The organism is Novosphingobium sp. NFX11 (assembly GCF_057376415.1).
On record NZ_CP080386.1, the window covers coordinates 677,026 to 693,326 of the forward strand.

Annotated in this window: 12 protein-coding genes, 4 pseudogenes and 1 other annotated feature; of the genes and pseudogenes, 11 read left to right on the forward strand and 5 right to left on the reverse strand. The window is 62.1% G+C overall.

Going from position 1 to position 16,301, the window contains the following annotated elements:
* The first annotated feature begins 295 nt into the window (after positions 1 to 295).
* From KZO24_RS29975 to KZO24_RS29990, 4 genes and pseudogenes are all read left to right on the forward strand, one after another.
* The gene (locus KZO24_RS29975; protein ID WP_486487988.1) at positions 296 to 538 is read left to right on the forward strand and encodes a hypothetical protein; all 243 of its coding nucleotides are present in this window, start codon (positions 296 to 298) and stop codon (positions 536 to 538) included.
* Positions 539 to 648: 110 nt separating this feature from the next.
* Positions 649 to 1,424: pseudogene (locus KZO24_RS29980) on the forward strand (IS3 family transposase); the annotation flags it as partial.
* Positions 930 to 1,046 (forward strand) — a sequence feature (AL1L pseudoknot). Its footprint overlaps the pseudogene before it by 117 nt.
* 615 nt (positions 1,425 to 2,039) lie before the next feature.
* Positions 2,040 to 3,554, forward strand: coding sequence for a group II intron reverse transcriptase/maturase (ltrA, locus tag KZO24_RS29985; RefSeq protein WP_486487989.1), 1,515 nt, complete (start codon positions 2,040 to 2,042; stop codon positions 3,552 to 3,554).
* A gap of 65 nt (positions 3,555 to 3,619) precedes the next feature.
* Positions 3,620 to 4,111 (forward strand): annotated as a pseudogene (locus KZO24_RS29990) (IS3 family transposase); the annotation flags it as partial.
* Between the two features lie 36 nt (positions 4,112 to 4,147).
* Here KZO24_RS29990 and KZO24_RS29995 read toward each other — a convergent pair.
* Both KZO24_RS29995 and KZO24_RS30000 read right to left on the reverse strand, forming a co-directional pair.
* The gene (locus tag KZO24_RS29995; protein WP_486487990.1) at positions 4,148 to 5,212 is read right to left on the reverse strand and encodes a S41 family peptidase; all 1,065 of its coding nucleotides are present in this window, start codon (positions 5,210 to 5,212) and stop codon (positions 4,148 to 4,150) included.
* A gap of 230 nt (positions 5,213 to 5,442) precedes the next feature.
* Positions 5,443 to 6,369: a hypothetical protein gene (locus KZO24_RS30000; protein WP_486487991.1), complete on the reverse strand. Its 927-nt coding sequence runs from the start codon at positions 6,367 to 6,369 to the stop codon at positions 5,443 to 5,445.
* A gap of 153 nt (positions 6,370 to 6,522) precedes the next feature.
* Here KZO24_RS30000 and KZO24_RS30005 point away from each other — a divergent pair, with 153 nt between their 5' ends.
* Genes KZO24_RS30005 through KZO24_RS30025 form a run of 5 tightly spaced genes read left to right on the forward strand, consistent with a single transcriptional unit; the run spans position 6,523 to position 11,210 of the window.
* Positions 6,523 to 7,554 carry a tyrosine-type recombinase/integrase gene (locus KZO24_RS30005; RefSeq protein WP_486487992.1) on the forward strand — a complete coding sequence of 344 codons (1,032 nt, stop codon included), beginning with the start codon at positions 6,523 to 6,525 and terminating at the stop codon, positions 7,552 to 7,554.
* Between the two features lie 19 nt (positions 7,555 to 7,573).
* Positions 7,574 to 7,795: a hypothetical protein gene (locus tag KZO24_RS30010; RefSeq protein ID WP_486487993.1), complete on the forward strand. Its 222-nt coding sequence runs from the start codon at positions 7,574 to 7,576 to the stop codon at positions 7,793 to 7,795.
* 18 nt (positions 7,796 to 7,813) lie between these two features.
* On the forward strand, positions 7,814 to 9,982 hold the full coding sequence (locus KZO24_RS30015) for an SWIM zinc finger family protein (protein ID WP_486487994.1): 2,169 nt from the start codon (positions 7,814 to 7,816) through the stop codon (positions 9,980 to 9,982).
* Positions 9,901 to 10,536, forward strand: a complete 636-nt coding sequence (locus tag KZO24_RS30020) for an SNF2-related protein (RefSeq protein WP_486487995.1) — start codon at positions 9,901 to 9,903, stop codon at positions 10,534 to 10,536. The genes KZO24_RS30015 and KZO24_RS30020 overlap by 82 nt, the downstream gene beginning before the upstream one ends.
* 26 nt (positions 10,537 to 10,562) lie before the next feature.
* Complete coding sequence (locus KZO24_RS30025) at positions 10,563 to 11,210, forward strand: DEAD/DEAH box helicase (protein ID WP_486487996.1); 648 nt, start codon at positions 10,563 to 10,565, stop codon at positions 11,208 to 11,210.
* A gap of 328 nt (positions 11,211 to 11,538) precedes the next feature.
* Here KZO24_RS30025 and KZO24_RS30030 read toward each other — a convergent pair whose 3' ends face one another.
* Both KZO24_RS30030 and KZO24_RS30035 read right to left on the reverse strand, forming a co-directional pair.
* Complete coding sequence (locus KZO24_RS30030) at positions 11,539 to 12,018, reverse strand: UPF0149 family protein (protein ID WP_486488450.1); 480 nt, start codon at positions 12,016 to 12,018, stop codon at positions 11,539 to 11,541.
* Between the two features lie 97 nt (positions 12,019 to 12,115).
* Positions 12,116 to 12,349 (reverse strand): annotated as a pseudogene (locus tag KZO24_RS30035) (transposase domain-containing protein); the annotation flags it as partial.
* Between the two features lie 312 nt (positions 12,350 to 12,661).
* Between KZO24_RS30035 and KZO24_RS30040 the strand changes: the two are divergent.
* Together KZO24_RS30040 and KZO24_RS30045 are read left to right on the forward strand one after the other, a co-directional pair.
* Positions 12,662 to 12,844, forward strand: coding sequence for a hypothetical protein (locus KZO24_RS30040; protein ID WP_271184078.1), 183 nt, complete (start codon positions 12,662 to 12,664; stop codon positions 12,842 to 12,844).
* A pseudogene (locus KZO24_RS30045) lies at positions 12,831 to 14,899 on the forward strand (recombinase family protein). The gene KZO24_RS30040 and the pseudogene KZO24_RS30045 overlap by 14 nt, the downstream one beginning before the upstream one ends.
* On the opposite strand, the gene tnpC reads toward KZO24_RS30045, so the two are convergent.
* Complete coding sequence (tnpC, locus tag KZO24_RS30050; protein ID WP_486487997.1) at positions 14,896 to 16,254, reverse strand: IS66 family transposase; 1,359 nt, start codon at positions 16,252 to 16,254, stop codon at positions 14,896 to 14,898. The pseudogene KZO24_RS30045 and the gene tnpC overlap by 4 nt on opposite strands.
* Positions 16,255 to 16,301: the final 47 nt, after the last annotated feature.

Here is a 16,301-nt window from a genome sequence, read left to right on the forward strand (position 1 = left end):
CGAATTAAAGTGATGGTTGGCGCAGCGTCGCTGCCGGTTCTTGCATCACTATTCATCGACCCGATGCTACTGAGCCTCCATGCCATCGTGTTTGGTGTTAGTCTCATCGGATCAGCAATTGGCGCGGCAGCAGCATATCTATTAAGAACAATGCAACACCGACTTAGATGGTGACTGACAACGGCAACTATCCACCCCTTTCCGCCATTGGCAGAAAGCGTGAGCAGATCGTTTCCCTTTGCGAGCAGCGCCGGACGATGGCGAGCACATTGGCAAACAGCGTGAGCACCGCCTCTTGGCCATTGTCAGCCAATCCGAGCAGGAAATCGCGCTGTTTGCAAGCAGACGCCGCTATGATTGCGAGCGCCAACAGTTAGGGCTGCACAGGCGCCCCATCTCGGCCGATTGCCGCAAGCACAGGGTCGTGCATCTCATCCGATTCAGCCTGTGGGAGGAGGATTTGGGGGTGGAAGGCTTCACGAGGAAGGCCGTTGACGGTGAACAGTTGCTCCGTCCCAAGATCGACCTTAGCGGATGAGCCGTCGATCGTCTCGTTGCTCAATGCGCCGAGCAGATGTGCGAGGTCGCTGCCTACTGAACCGCACCGGGATTGCCGGAGGCCCTAACTCCTGAGAGGAAGGGTCCACGATGAGCAAGACGACGAACAAGTTTGCCCCTGAGGTTCGGCAGCGGGCGATCCGGATGGTACTGGATCACGAGGGCGATTACCCCTCTCGCTGGGCTGCGATCACATCGGTTGCCGAGAAGATCGGGTGTTCCGGGCATACGCTGCTGGAATGGGTGAAGAAATCCGAGGTGGACAGCGGCAAGCGCGGTGGTGTGCCGACGGAGACCGCCGAGAAGCTCAAGGCATTGGAGCGTGAAGTCCGCGAACTGCGGCAAGCCAATGAGATCCTGCGCAAGGCGTCGGCATATTTTGCCCAGGCGGAGCTCGACCGCCCGTTCAAACGATGATCGCCTTTATCGACGAACATCGCGATGCCTATGGGGTCGAGCCGATCTGCCGGGTTCTGCCGATCGCCCCATCCACCTATCACGAGCGCCTTGCCAAGCGGCGAGACCCGGCTTTGCAATCTGCTCGTGCCCGGAGGGATGAAGAGCTGAAGCCCGAAGTTCTGCGGGTCTTTGCCGAGAACTTCGGCGTCTACGGTGTGCGCAAAGTGTGGCGGCAGATGAAGCGCGAGGGCTTCGATGTTGCACGCTGCACCGTACAGCGGTTGATGCGAGATCTTGGTCTGCAAGGGGTGATCCGCGGCAAGCCGGTTCGAACCACGATCGCGGACAAGGCGGCGCCATGCCCGCTCGATCAGGTCAACCGCCAGTTCCATGCTCCGGCGCCAAACATGCTATGGGTCTCCGACTTCACCTATGGTGCGCCTCGTCCCGGATGGTCCGGGGGCGTATGTTGGAATGCAAAGGAGAAAGGAGGAATGAACGACTGCCCTGCCCTCTGCTGTGAGGGGGCATGAGCCCAAGCGGCGGTGACCTGTCGTCAACTGACAGGGTGACGTAGCCCGCAGGTAAAGAGGATTGAGGTGAAGCCGTTACGCCGAGATGGTCCCCGAGGCTGTAGCGCTGGAAGGTTGAGGAACACGAACCGGTTAATCCGCATCCGAGGGCTGAAATGTCGCCTTCGCCTACACGGCTTAACAGGCGGAATGCTGATGATGGCGCCGGATACGTAAGTCGGCGACATCCGACTGCGGTCGTACACGTAGCACGCCCGCATGGAGTCATGGAGAGAACGCAGCCAGGCCATGGCATCGGCATCGACTTGCAGGACGCAAGGACAAGGACTGCGACCGGCAGCCTCCCCAGCGCGTGAAAGTCCAGCATATGAACGAGGGAAGGCATGATGGAATGCGAAAGGAGTTGGCCCCGATGTCCACCATGCTGGCGGAGTCCCCGTAGTAGTCCGCGACCGGGAAAGCCGGCCACATGGCGAAGGGGGCAGTTCAATCTGCTTGAAGTGCAAACTACCTGACCAAACGAGGTGAAGACCTTTGATAATCAGCGAAATGCAGCACAAGCTCGCGACATGGGCCGAGAGCGAGCCGAACCGTAGGTTCGACCGCCTTCTCAGGCTCATTGCTGACCGGGCGTGGCTTGCCGAAGCCGCCCGGATCGTATTGGCGTCAAGCGGCGCCCATACGCCGGGCATTGACGGAATGGACAAGCAACGGATGCAGGCAGGCCTTGCAGAACATCTAGCCTGTCTGCGTACGGACTTGCTGACGGGGAGTTATATCCCGCAGCCGGTCAGGCGAATCTATATCCCGAAAGCCAATGGCAAGAAACGTCCACTGGGTATCCCGACACTAAAAGACCGCATCGTCCAACGTGCGATGTTGATGGCCATGGAGCCGATCTGGGAAAGCGACTTCCATCGCCTCTCCTACGGCTTCCGGCCGGAACGCAGCGTGCATCACGCTGTCCGAACCGTGAAGATACAGTTGCAGGATACTGGTGCCGGGACGCGGGGCCGCTGGATCATTGAAGGTGATCTGGCGAGCTACTTCGACACGGTTCACCACCGGCTTCTGCTTCGCTGCGTTCGGCGGCGCGTCCGGGACGACCGGTTTGTTGATCTGCTCCGGCGGTTCCTGAAAGCAGGCCACATTGATCGTGGCCTGTTCGTGGCCTCAAGCGAAGGCGTTCCGCAAGGCGGCGTTCTGTCGCCACTCCTGTCCAACATCATGCTCCATGAGTTTGATGCGTGGCTGGAGGCGAAATATCTGAGCGACAAGGCGCGAAAGGATCGCTGGGCGTGGAACTTCGGCATCCAGCAGGGTCGCCCCATCACGGTTCGCGAGAACCGGCAATGGAAACCTGCTGTCGCCTACTGCCGCTACGCCGACGACTTCGTCGTCATCGTCAAGGGCACCAAGGCACACGCCGAGGCCATCCGTGATGAATGCCGGACCTTTCTGGAGGGCGGCCTTAAACTGACGTTGAATATGGGCAAGACCCATATCACCCACGTCAATGACGGGTTCGTGTTCCTCGGGCACCGGATCATCCGCAGGCGGGGATCAAGAGGACGCATGTCCGTGGTCTCGACGATACCCAAGGAGAAAGCCGAGACCTTCGCCCACCGATTGATCAAGGCGCTCTCCGGCAATCATGATGTTGCCACGGTGGACATGATCGATAGCCTGAACCGTCAACTGGCGGGATGGGCTGCGTTCTACAAGTTCACCGACTTCACAGCGCGCATATTCCGGCGCATCGACACCGTCGTGTTCTGGAAAATGGCGCACTGGTTGGCGCGGAAATACCGGTCACGCATCAAGCCTCTGATGCGCAAATGGTACCGTGTACCGGACATCGGCCAGTCGAAAACTTGGCTGATTTATGGTCGTAGCAATCAGGGAAAAGCTGTCGGCAAGGCGCTGCGCAGACTGGTCACAAGCCAGAAAATGCAGTTCCGGTGGCGGAACCCGGATCGAAACCCCTATATCTTCCGGGACGAAATCCGAAACACCGTTACCTCCCGCTATCATGACGTCGCCATGGCCATGGGCCAGGGTTGAATGGAGAGCCGTATGCGCTGAAAGGTGCACGTACGGTTCGGGGAGGAAGCGCTGATGCGCTTCCTACTCCACTCGCGACCTGGGCGGGGTTCGTCTACGTCGCCTTCGTGATCGACGTCTACGCTCGCTATATCGTGGGCTGGCGTGTCAGCCGGACAGCGCACGCCAGCTTCGTGCTGGATGCGCTTGAGCAGGCTATCCACGACCGACGGCCTGTTCATCGCGGCGGCCTGGTCCATCATAGCGACCGCGGTTCGCAATACGTGTCCATCAAGTACACCGAACGTCTCGCGGAAGCCGGCATCGAGCCATCCGTCGGCAGCGTCGGCGACAGCTACGACAACGCTTTAGCCGAGACGATCAACGGTCTTTACAAGGCCGAGGTGATCCACCGTCGAGGCCCTTGGCGCTCATTCGAAGCCGTCGAATACGCTACCTTGGAATGGGTCGATTGGTTCAACAACAGGCGCCTGCTGGAGCCGATCGGAAACATTCCGCCCGTCGAAGCCGAGCAACGCTACTACGCTATGCTGGACGACGTCCCACTGGCTGCCTAATTTAAGAAAACTGGCCTCCGGCAATCCCGGTGCGGTTCATACTGTCGTCGCGCCGATCGCGTCGAAGCCAATCATTAATCCCTCGCCCATGCTACCGGTCCACCTTCCTCCTGCCACATACACTTTGCCCGGATAGCGAATGCCGAACGGCGTAACAAATTCCACGAACTTGCGTGTCGGTCCGAGAACACGTGTTTCGTAGGGAATAACGTGCACCTGATAAGGCCGGTCATGGTCAACGAAATGGCCCATGATCCCACGGGCGACGCTGGTGTTGCCGCCGCTTGGCGTGTTGCGAAGATCAATCAGAAGAGTTGTGGTTTCCCTGAGCGCAGCCAGGGCTTTGGTGAACTCATCGATTAACTTCTGATCCCCGAGCGAGTTGTTGATCCGGATGATGCCAAGTTCTCCGTCTCGCTCCACGTTCAGCAGCGGTCCGTCCGCAATGCGATTGGCTTGATCCGAAGTAGCCGCCAGAGCGAATGTACGCTGCTTCCCGCCATCGACGACGTCCAGTTTTCGCGCTCTCCGCCGGTGGCCCGCCAAAGCCACGTTGAACGCAAATCCAATTTGCTCCGAGCTTAGCACCGCAAAGGGGCGGCCTGTTATTACTTCGATTGCGGTGCGAGGCGACTCGCCGTCGATTTTTAGCACTGTCATGCCGGGCCGAACGCCTTTGGCCCATGCGTCCCCGCCGCTTCGCACCTCGCCTATTCGGAAAAGCGCCCCGTCATAGGTGCCGAACAGGTCGGACGAGGTCGGTATGATCGCCCAGTCATCAACGTCGAAGGGGCCTACGATGAAATGCGGATCGGCAAAGTTGTGGGATACCAATTGAAGCGTGTCGATGAACTCTTTGTCCGATCGTGCCGCCTTGGCTCTTCCTGCAAATACGGCAAGGATGGCGGCTCCATCGACCCCCGGTCGATCGAAGTAGCCGTAATTCTCATGCAGCAATTTTTCGAAGGACGACCAAGCCGCAGAGGCGTCGAAGGATGGACGAGCCGCATCCACCGATTGCGCGTTCGCTTCCGTGGTCGTGAGGAGAGCCAGAGCCAGCACGGCAAAAAGACGATTAAATCCCATGTCTCCGTCATTCAACAGAACAAGCTGCACAGCAAGAGTAGGCCGGTGATGGCGGTATTTAGTTCGAGCCTTCGATGCCCCTTTGGTGGCAAAAGTCTCATCAGTGCTGCCTCCGGAAAGCTGTTGCGGCTCTCGTGATCAGAGCCACATTCGGCTCCTCCTTCCCGATCGGCATTCAACCTACGTAGACTGTTCGATTGCAGTTACCTTGCTGGCTGTCGGAGGCAGAGCGCGGGCTATCGCCCTTAGGAAATGATGACCCGTAAGCCTTCGTGCCGCCCGACCGGAGCGATCAGGCCGACTGCCGCTAACCCCTCGGCTGCTTGTGAGGCAGTGCGTTTGGTCACGCCGAGGGCGCGGGCGATTTCGGCGCGGGTGAGGGGGCCGAGCCCGGCAAGCAGCAACCAGGTGTCGCGCATGCGCGAGGAGCGGTTGGCTTTCGCCAGCCTGGCCTTGCCGAGGTCCACCGCTGCCCGCGAACCGATGATGTCGGTGCGCACGGCGCCCGCGCCGGCGAGCAAGGCCTCGGCGAGGATCGCGGGGATCGAGCGCTCGCGCAGAGCCTGGAAGGCTTCGCGCGGGACCAGGCCGGCAAGCGCGAGCGGCGCAGCCCCCAGCGCGAACAGCTGCGGGCGCAGGGCGACGCCAAGCGAGACCGCCCAGGCGCCGCCGCGCGCAGGCGGGCGGCTGAAGGCGCGTCCGGCGGCGAGGTACGTTTCCGAGCCGCCCTCGAGAAACGCGGTTTCCTGTTCGGTCAGCTGCCCGATGAGGTCGACCAGCGCGCCAAGCGGATCCTCGGCAGGCAGGAGAGTATCGAGCCGGTCGAGGGCAAGGTCGGCAATCGCGTAGGCGCGCGCGAAGGATTGCGGGGCGCCCTTGGCGGCGAGCACCGTGCAGGCCGCCTCGGCAAGGGCCGGCGCGGCGCGGCGACCGATCCACGACAGGAAGGCGTCGCGCTCGGCGGCGTAAGGACTGCGCACCAGCTCGGCCGCGTCCAGCCCCGGGTCGTGATCGCGGCCCAGGTTTTCAAAGGGATAGGCGTGGACGTGGTGCGCCCACAGGCGTCGTAGCGAGCGGCGGGCGAGGAGAGTGGCTTCGGGCTCGGAGAGCAGCGTCAGCGCGCCGTCGATGCGGGCCAGTTCGAGCTGCCAGGGGCGAGGCGCGGATGTCACGCGGGCCAAAGTATAGAAAATCGCAAAAAGGTAAACTCTGCTGTGAGGGTTTGCAGACTGTCCGATAAGTGTCCTTCACGGACAGGTTGAATTGGGCTACTGGAGCCCGGGTTTTCCGTGTGAAAGCACGAATAGGCGGCAGGAGGGATGCGAGTGAACCAGCAGAGCGGCGAGGGGGCAGAGGGCTCAGGAATCTTCGGTCCGACGAGCGTGTTGGTCCTCGCGGGCGACCTTTCTGCGGCTTCAGTCCCCGAACTCGTCGCTGAGGTCGAAGCGGCCCGGGCTTATCGCCTGCGCGCGCGCAGCGCCAACACCCTGCGCGCCTACGCCAGCGACTGGCGCCAGTTCCAGGACTGGTGCTGGGGCAGGGGGCTCGAGCCGCTCCCCGCACTCCCCGCGGTCGTTGCCACCTATCTGGCCTCGCTCGCCCGCGCGGGCCGCGCTGACAGCACCATTACCCGCCACCTCGCGGCGATCACCTGGCAGCACCGCCACGAAGGCCTGCCGCCCCCGAGCGCCCGCGACACCCACCAGCTGATCGCCGATACCCTCTCGGGCATCCGCCGCGAGCAGCGCGCACGGCCCACGCGCAAGAAAGCGGCGATTGGCGCGAAGGATCTCGCGGGCATGATCGCGGGGGCGGACGGGCTGAGCACGCGGGCCGTGCGCGATCGGGCGATCCTGGCGCTGGGGCTCGCCGCGGCGCTACGCCGCTCCGAACTGGTGGCGCTTCAGCTGGCGGACGTCGAACTGGTCGATGCCGGGGTGACGGTGCGCGTGGGCCAATCCAAGACTGATCAGGAAGGCGAGGGGGCCACGATCGCGGTGCCGACAGGAAAGACCCTGAGACCCGTCGCGCATCTCAACGCCTGGCTTGCCATTCGGGGCGGCGAGCCGGGACCGCTGTTCACGCGTATCGGGACGAAGGGGGAATACACTGCGGAGGCGATGTCCGATCGTTCGGTAGCACGCCTGGTCAAGCGCTATGCCAGACTCCAGGGGCTCGATCCGGACAGGATAGCGGGGCATTCGCTGCGTGCAGGGTTTCTCACCGAGGCAGCGCGCACCCGGGCCTCGCTCGCCAAAATGCAGGAGGTCTCGCGGCACAAGTCGCTCAAGGTCCTGCTCGGCTACGTGCGGTCGGCCGAGCGTTTCGATGATCACGCCGGGGCGGGATTTTTATAATGGCGTTCAGGAGGTAGTGATGACGCAGAAGCATCTGGGCGGGTGGATCGTCGATCCGGAGGCCGGGACGGCAACCGCGGGAGACCTCGTCGTCGCCGTCGTTCCGCAAGGCGAGGGCACGTTCTGCCTTTGCTATTCAGGCGACATAGCGCCTGAGGAGCAGCTTGGGATCACGCGCGAGGTCACGCGGGTTTTCGAAAATGCGTCATGCACCGTGCTATCTCTTGCCAACGGGTCGTAAGCGAGGAAAACCGGCGACATGATCCCCGCATTCTCGGAAGACATCCTGTATTTTACCGTTCAGTCCGACCGGATGGTCGAGGCAGGCAAGCGCTATTTCCAACAAGGGCGCGTGTCGGATCTGCGGATCGACCAGCAGTTCGACATGGTCTCGGCGCTGGTGCGCGGCAGCGGCAAGAACCACTATGTCACCTCGATTATTTTCGATGAGGACGAGGAATTCGGTGGTCTCCCCGCCAGCGAATGCACATGCCCGGTCGGTATCGGATGCAAGCACGTCGCAGCTGTACTCTTCGCGTTGCAGGCATCGGGAGCAGCTGGACATCCTGAGCGAGAAAAGCCTCGCTTGCGCATTCAGGCGCAGAGCGAGCGCGCTCCGGCTGTTGCGGGCCCCTTGGCCGAGTGGATCGAAGCGGCCATCGTCGACGATCTCGCCATGCGAGCCAAGTACGAAGATCTGTGCTTCAGTCTCGAACCAGTCCGCCTCTTCAAGCCGGGCAAGCGTCCGGGCAAGGGGATGCCTTCGCCGGCGCTCCCCGAGCGCTATTGCCTTCAGGTGCGTGCCTGGAGGCGATGGCCTCACGAAACCAACTGGCGCCCCGCCCATCCATGGGAGGTGCAGCACGCACGTGGTAGCCTGCGACCGGAGACAGGTCGCCTGCTGTCGCGCATGACCCATGCCGCTGGCGGCGATTTCACGGCGAACCGCAGTCCCGCGGGTCCCACCGGTTGGAGCTGGCTGTGGGAAGCCAGCGTCGCAGGGCTGCTGGGCTGGAAACAGCCAGATGGTCCTGCAGTTACCGTCAGGCGCGAGCCTTTAGGGTGCAAGCTGCGCTGGGAAACGTTGCCCGACGGACGCCAGGTCGTGGGCCTCGACATGGATCATCGCGAGCCTGCCGAGCACATGATCTTTGCGGGCGATCCACCGCTCCATTTCGATGTGACAGTAAACGAACTCAGGCTCATCGACGCTGGCAATGCAATGATTGTCGGACGCCTCCTTGCCATGCCACCGGTCGCCTCCCACGAGATCGCAGCCCTGGCACCTCGCTGGAGGGACATCGCCTACGATATGCTGCCGGCACCGGAACCGGTATCGTCTGCATCGCTCATGGACATGGCTCCGCAGCCAGTGCTGCGCTGCCTGGTGGATAAGGTCGGGCTTCCCTATTACGATCGGGGGTGGCGAGGACGCTCGGCGTCGCAAAGTCTCGAAGTCGCCCGGCTTGAGTTCGACTACGGCGGGCACAGGGTTGGTCCGCTCTATACCGCGAGCGAGGTTATCGCGACCGGCGCCGAAGGCGTCGTACGTATCGCGCGCGATATCGAAGCCGAGCAGGCCGCAGTTGACCGGCTGGCGCAGACAACACTGGTGCCTCTTGCACTGTCCGGGCGTTATGAAACCAAACCCTTGCAAGGCTGGGATCATGCTTTTGCCGATGAGGACGATGAGCATGACCGGCGCTTCTGCGAGTTCCTCGTCAATGATGCCCAGGCCTTGCGCGACGAGGGTTGGCTTATCGAATTCGCGCCTAAGTGGCCCCACGTTCTCCTCCAACCTGAAGATGGCGGTTTGCAGGCGCCGGGTATCGAGGTTTCGCAAGCGTCATCGGCGGCCGTAAACGGGAACGCAATCGACTGGTTCGATGTCAAGCTCGCCGCGCGCATCGAGGGCGACCAGCGCATCGATGTGTTGCCGGCACTGCGCCGACTGCTTGCGGGCGGCGTTGATCATATTCTCGAGCGAGACGACGAATACCGCATCCCGCTGCCGCTGGGCGGCGGCAGGTTCACAGCACTCCGTCTCGGCGCCGTGCGTCCGCTCATAGAAACGATCGTGCGCATGGCGCTGGTCGATCGCGGTGCGACCACCCTGAAGCTGAGCAAGTTCGATCTTGGGGCCGTTCATGACCTGGCCCACGCGGGATTGCCGTGGACATCGAAAGATAGTCTGCGCGCCCTGGCGGCCCGGCTGAATTCGCCCGGGGACGAACCCTTCGTGGCACCGGCAGGTCTCGATGCCCAGCTGCGTGCCTACCAGGCCACCGGCTGTGGATGGCTTGCAGCGTTGCGCGAAGCGGGCATGGGGGCATCCTCGCCGACGACATGGGTCTGGGCAAGACACTCCAGGCGATCACGCATATCCTGGCCATCCGCGGCGGCGCCTCTGCGCCTCGCCCTGTGCTGATCGTGGCGCCGACTTCGGTGTTGCCGAACTGGCAGGCCGAGATCGCCCGCTTCGCGCCCGGTTTGGCTTGCCTTCTGTGGCATGGTGCCGACCGACGCCACATTCACGGCGATGACTTTACAGGCGCCGATATCGTGCTCACCAGCTATACGCTGCTGGCCCGCGACAGCGGGTTGTTTGCCGCGCGCGATTTTGCGCTGGCCATCCTGGATGAAGCGCATGGACTCAAGAATCCCAAGACTGCAGGGTTCAAGGCAGCGGCGATGCTGAAGGCCGACCAGGTCGTCGCCCTGACCGGCACGCCGGTCGAGAACCGTCTCACCGACTTGTGGTCGCTGGCAAGCCTCACCAATCCGGGCCTGCTCGGCACCTACGAAGGGTTTCGTACGAGCTATCGCACGCCGATCGAAAAGCACGGCGATCCGACTGCCCGCGCGGCGCTGGCGCGCCGGATCAGGCCATTCATGCTGCGCCGGACCAAGGATGCAGTCGCCGCTGATCTTCCCCCAAGACCATCATCCCCGAGCGCATCGATCTGGCGCCCCCGCAACTGAGGCTCTACGAAAGCCAGCGTCTATTGATGCACAAGCGCGTCCGCGAAGAGATCGACCGGGTCGGGCTGATGCGCTCGCAGATCATCGTGCTCGACGCGATGCTCAAGCTGCGCCAGATTTGCTGCGATCCCGTACTGCTGCCGAATGATCTTGGCGCCGAGGTCGCATCCGCCAAGCGCGAAAGGCTGAGGGAGATGGTCCCCGAACTGATCGAGGAGGGGCGCCGGATCATTATCTTCAGCCAGTTCACCGCAATGCTCGATCTCATAGCCGGCGATCTCGAGCGTATCGGCATCCCGTTCGCGCAACTGCGCGGCGCGACCCGGGACCGGGGACGGCCGGTCCGGCGCTTTCAGGAAGGCGGTGTGCCGATTATCCTTGTCAGTCTCAAGGCCGGGGGCGCTGGGGTGAACCTTACCGCGGCCGACACCGTGATCCTTTATGACCCTTGGTGGAATCCGGCCGTCGAGGCACAGGCGATCGATCGGGCTCATCGGATCGGCCAATCAAAGCCTGTATTCGTTCACCGTCTTATCGCGACCGGAACGATCGAAGAGAAAATTCTTGCGCTTCAGGAGAGGAAGCGGGGACTTGCCGACATGCTTTGGGATGCAGAGGCCAGGCCGGGCTCAACGAGTTTGACAGATGCCGACATCGATTTCCTGCTCGGGTAGGTTTTACAGAACCGCCAGTTCGGCAGCTTCCGCCCTCTTGCGGACATGAGTTGCGCCCGCCAGGATTAGGTTATGACAATACCCAGCCCTGCCGTCTCATGCCTCCTTATCGGCGTTCTGGTCGGGGCGTTGCTCTGGATATTAGGTGAGAGAACCACGGGCATCTTGATCTTCGCCGCAGAGGGGATCGGTTGGGCCGCGCTCTATGCGGTCACTGCAAGCAAGAGGGACTGACCGCTTCCCATCTGTGGACGCCCCAAAAGACGCAAGCGGTAATTGGCGGTAACCGCTGATCCTATCCCACGCATTGGTGGTGGCGGGATTTATATCAGGCAGCTGGCGTCATGCGCGCGAAGGCGCACTGGTCATGGATCAGCGAGATGATTTGCGGGACCATGCGCCACGTATCGGCAAGTGCCAGATTGGCGCTCGGATCACCCAGTTGTTCGATCCATGACGGGCCACCTGTGATGGTGCTGCGTCCAAGCAGTGCCGCGAGCGGGTAGCCGAACTCCGGGTCGGCGATGAAGGGCTTCCACGCCTCCATGTCGAGATGCATGGCTGTGAAGAACCCGTTGGCGAAGTCCTCGAGCAGTACCTCGCCTTCCTCGGTGCGCATGTAGATCGGCGCGTACGCCTCGGGCTTCTCGGCAAGCTCGATGCAGATGCGGTTGTAACGCTTGAGGATCGTCCGCCGCGCAGGCGCCGAGCGCGCTTTGTGAGCGTGCTCGCGCAGGATGCTTTTGATCCATACGTCAGGGTCAATGACGCTGGGACCTGCGGCGACTGCGGCCAGGAAGCCGTCGATCGATGAGACGCCAGCTACGGGGGATCAAGCTCGTCGAGCCATATCTCGAGCTGTTCGAGCGAGAGGGTCCGGCCCTGCGATGTGCGAGGTTTGAAGTTCATGCCGCCAGCGCTTTTACCGGTTCTGCCGCCGGCCGCCAGTTCCAAGGGAGCAGGATGTCCAGTTCGTTGATCTTCACAGCGCCCGTGACGATGCGCTCCAGCACGTCATTGAGCCAGGTATAGGGATCCAGGCCGCCCAGGCGAGCCGTCTGCAGAAGGGATGCCATGACAGCCCATGTCTGGGCTCCTTCCTCGCTACCAGCGAAGAGACTCGACTTGCGGCCCTGGGCCATCTCGCAGACATTCTGCCCATGTCGGGCAAGACGTCGTCATCTGGTACCGGTGGCACCCATATTTCGGGCGCACGGTGCAGTGCGAGTATATGGAGGATCGGGCGACCGGGAGGGCCGCCCACATTGTCGTGCGTCCGGGCGAAGTCATCGTCGTCCCTGCATGGATGTTGGACCGCAAGGTCTGCGAGGCATTCAGCTTGGGTAGCCCTCAGGTTACCGTAGACGCGTTGACCAATCTCCATAGGCTCTTGATCGACTCGAGCCTTCGTAATGCCCTGCTGAGCGGTTTGAATGCTCAGGAGGTAATCGATGAAGGCTTTGCCCCCACCGCCGCGGCTACCGGCACTCCGTCAGTTAATCATGCCGCTCGACTCGCAAGCTCTGGACGGCCTGGCGAGCGGCCAACGCGCTGCCGCAGTGGCCAGCCTCGCCAAGCTGTTGATAGCGGCCTCGGGCATCCCGGACGAGGAGATGACCGATGACGGGCGGTAACCTTCTTCCGACTGCGTTGCTGAGGCGCAAGGCGGTTGTTTACGTTCGACAGTCCACAGGACAGCAGGTTACCGGGAACCTGGAGAGCCAGCGCCGGCAATACGAACTCGTTGATCTTGCACGGCACTGGGGGTTCCGTGACGTCGAGGTGATTGATGAGGATCTTGGACGCAGCGCGAGCGGTGCAGTGGATCGCCCTGGCTTCGAGCGTCTGGTGGAGGATCTATGCACGGGCGGCGTCGGCGCGGTATTGTGCCTCGAGGCATCTCGCCTTTCTCGCAACGGGCCTGACTGGCACCGACTTCTTGAACTTTGCGGTCAAGTCGATGCCCGTGTCATCGACGTTGATGGTATCTACGATCCGGCCAGGCCAAACGACCGGCTGCTGCTCGGTATGAAGGGTAACATCAGCGAGTTTGAGCTTTCTGTCATCCGTGGCCGCATGTACGAGGCTGCACGACAGAAGGCTGAGCGTGGCGAACTGCGCATCAGCGTTCCGATCGGCTACATCTGGCATCGTGACTATGGGCTGGGTCTTGACCCCGACATTCGCGTTCAGGAGGCTATTCGGCACATATTTGCGCGGTTCCGCGAGATCGGCAGCGCACGCCAGGTGCTGATTGCCTTGAGCGCCGAAGGCCTGCATTTTCCGCGCCCGTCAGACGGCAAGAGGATGGTCTCCTTTGATTGGGTTCCGATCCGTTATCGCAACGTAATCAGCGTGCTCAAAAACCCGTTCTACGCCGGCGCCTATGTCTACGGTAAAACCGAGAAGCGCACAGAGATCGTCGGTGGCCGGGTGCGCAAGAGCTATGGCCATCGCAAGTCGTATGACGACTGGGGTGTTATACTCAAGCAGCATCATGACGGTTATGTCAGCTGGGATGAGTTTGAGCGGAACCAGAAGGCCCTGGCGACCAATGCCTACGGCAAGGGCGGCGGGGTAAAGTCCGGCCGGGGCGGCAAAGCTCTCCTGCCGGGCATGCTTACCTGCGGACATTGCGGCGGAAGGCTAAGCGTCGTTTATGTCGGCCGCCGCATCGGCTACCATATCTACCGTTGCGACCGTTCGACCTTCATGCTGGCCGGGCCCCGATGCATGACCACCAATGGCGCTCGAACGGACGCCGCGGTTACGGAGGAACTGCTGCGCGCCGTCGCCCCCTGGCGATCGACGCGGCTTTGGAGGCAGAGAGCATGTATCTCGAAGGCGAAGCGCAGAGACGACAGATGGTCGAGCTGGATTTGCAGCAAGCCCGCTACGAAGCCTCACTTGCAGAGCGGCGTTACGCTGCCTGCGATCCTGATAACCGTCTGATCGCCGCTCAGCTCGAGAAGAGTTGGGAAGCCGCGCTCCGCCGTGTCGAGGTCTGCGAAGCGCGGCTCAACGAGCGCGACGTACGTGATGAAGCTGCCAGGCCGGATTTCGCTGGGCTGGCTCACGACCTCAAGGCGGCATGGAACAACCCAGACGTTGATATGCGATTTCGCCAGCGCCTGATGCGGGCGCTGGTCAAGGACATAGTCGTAACCGAGGACAAGGTTAGACGCGAAGTAGAACTCACCATCCACTGGCAAGGCGGGCAGCACTCCCAGGTTCGCATTCGAAAACCCAGGACAGGCGAACATACCAAAAGCACACCTGCAGAAGCGATGGCGATCATCCGATCAATGGCGACGCGTTGGTCCGATGCCGATGTCGCCGCTACACTCAATCGCATGGGTATGCGAACGGGTCAGGGCAAGACATGGACTGGGCATCGTGTCAGCTCGCTGCGCCACGTCCATAAGATCGAGGGCTATCGCGCAGCCGGCAACACTGACGGTGAATGGCTCACCATGTCGCAAGCCGCTACAAAGTTCGGTGTCACCAATCACAAGATACGCCGTGTCGTCGAAGCCGGCCTGCTCCACACCGAGCAAATTATGCCCGGCGCGCCTCATCAAATCCGCGCCAAAGACCTCGAAAGGCCCGATGTCAGAGCGGCGATCTCGCAAAAAGGCCCGTGTCGCACTCAGGACCAGAACCAGGAATCCCTGTTTTCCGCCATTTAAAAGGAGCAGCATAATGACTCAGGCATTGCCACATTTCTCATGCCGCGCTCGACGGTGTTGGTATCGACCTCGATCCGGCCGTCTTCCAGGAACAGCGTCAGCCCCTTCCAATGGTTGAGCGTGTAGCGCATCGCCTTGGCCAGATCGGACTTCGGCGACAGACGTGGAAGCATGGTGTCGATCTGCGCCTTGATCTTCGCCATGACGTCGGCGGTTTCGGCGAGACGAGCCTGGAGGCGCTGTGCGGCGGTGCCTTTGCGCACACGCGCCTCGACCACGTAGACCTGACTGATCAGGGCGATGATTGCCGCGGCCACCGGCGATGGCGATTTGCGGTAGGCATCGACGAACTTGCGCCGGGCGTGGGCAAGACAGAAGGCGAGTGTGATCTTACCTCGGCCCGGACCACTGCGCACAAGCGCCTTGTAGGCACCATAGCCGTCGACCTGGATAACGCCCTGGTAGCGGGCGAGTTGTTCGAACGCCTCGGCATGCCGCCGTCCGCGAGCATGGATATACACCACAGCCGGATGGGCCGGGCCTGACCACGGTCCGTCGTCACAAGCGTGCGCCCAGAACTGTGTCGTGCGGGTTCGTCTTCGCCCCTTCTCGAAGACCGGCATGCGAGTTTCATCGCAGAAGATCCGGGACTGGCTGTGGATGTAGGCAAGCAGGCGATCATAGAGCGCCTTCACCCACCATGCGACCTTACGCATCCAGCGGCTCGGTAATGCCCGGTCGAGGATGACGCCCTGGCCTGCGAGCATCTGCAACTGCCGATTGAGCGGGATCGACCAGGCGAAGCGCGCCGTCGCCATCCAGGCCAGCGTCGAGGTGGTGACCATCGAGCCCGGGATCGCGCGGCGCGGTGCCGGCGCCTGAACGACGCCCTCCCGGCATTCCCGGCAGGCATAGCGAGGACGCACTGTGCGGATGACGCGAACGATGGCCGGCACCCAGTCGAGTGCTTCGCTGGCATCTTCGCCGATCCTGTGGAGTTTGCCGGCGCAGCAGGGGCAATCCAGCGTGTCGGGATCGATCACGCGCTCGACGCGCTCGATATGGGCCGGCAGTGCCATCACGCCTCGCTTGCGCCGTGGGCGAGCGACGGCAGGCTTGTCTTCGGCGTCGCCATCGTCGTTAGCTGCTGCAGCCGGCGTGGCGACCAGGTCGCCGAGATCAAGAATTCCCTGGTCGCCCAGGATCGCGCTGGCGCGTTCCGAACGGCTGCCGAAGGCCTGATGGGCCATGCCTTTGAGCAGCGCGCGCAGCTGGGCGTTTTCTGCCTGGAGCTCACGCACCAGAGCCGCCATTTGCTCCATATCTTCAGGGAGATCGTCGGCTTGGGCGGGCATGGCTGACTATACCACATCGGCTCTTTGCCGCTACAGAAAACCGCAGA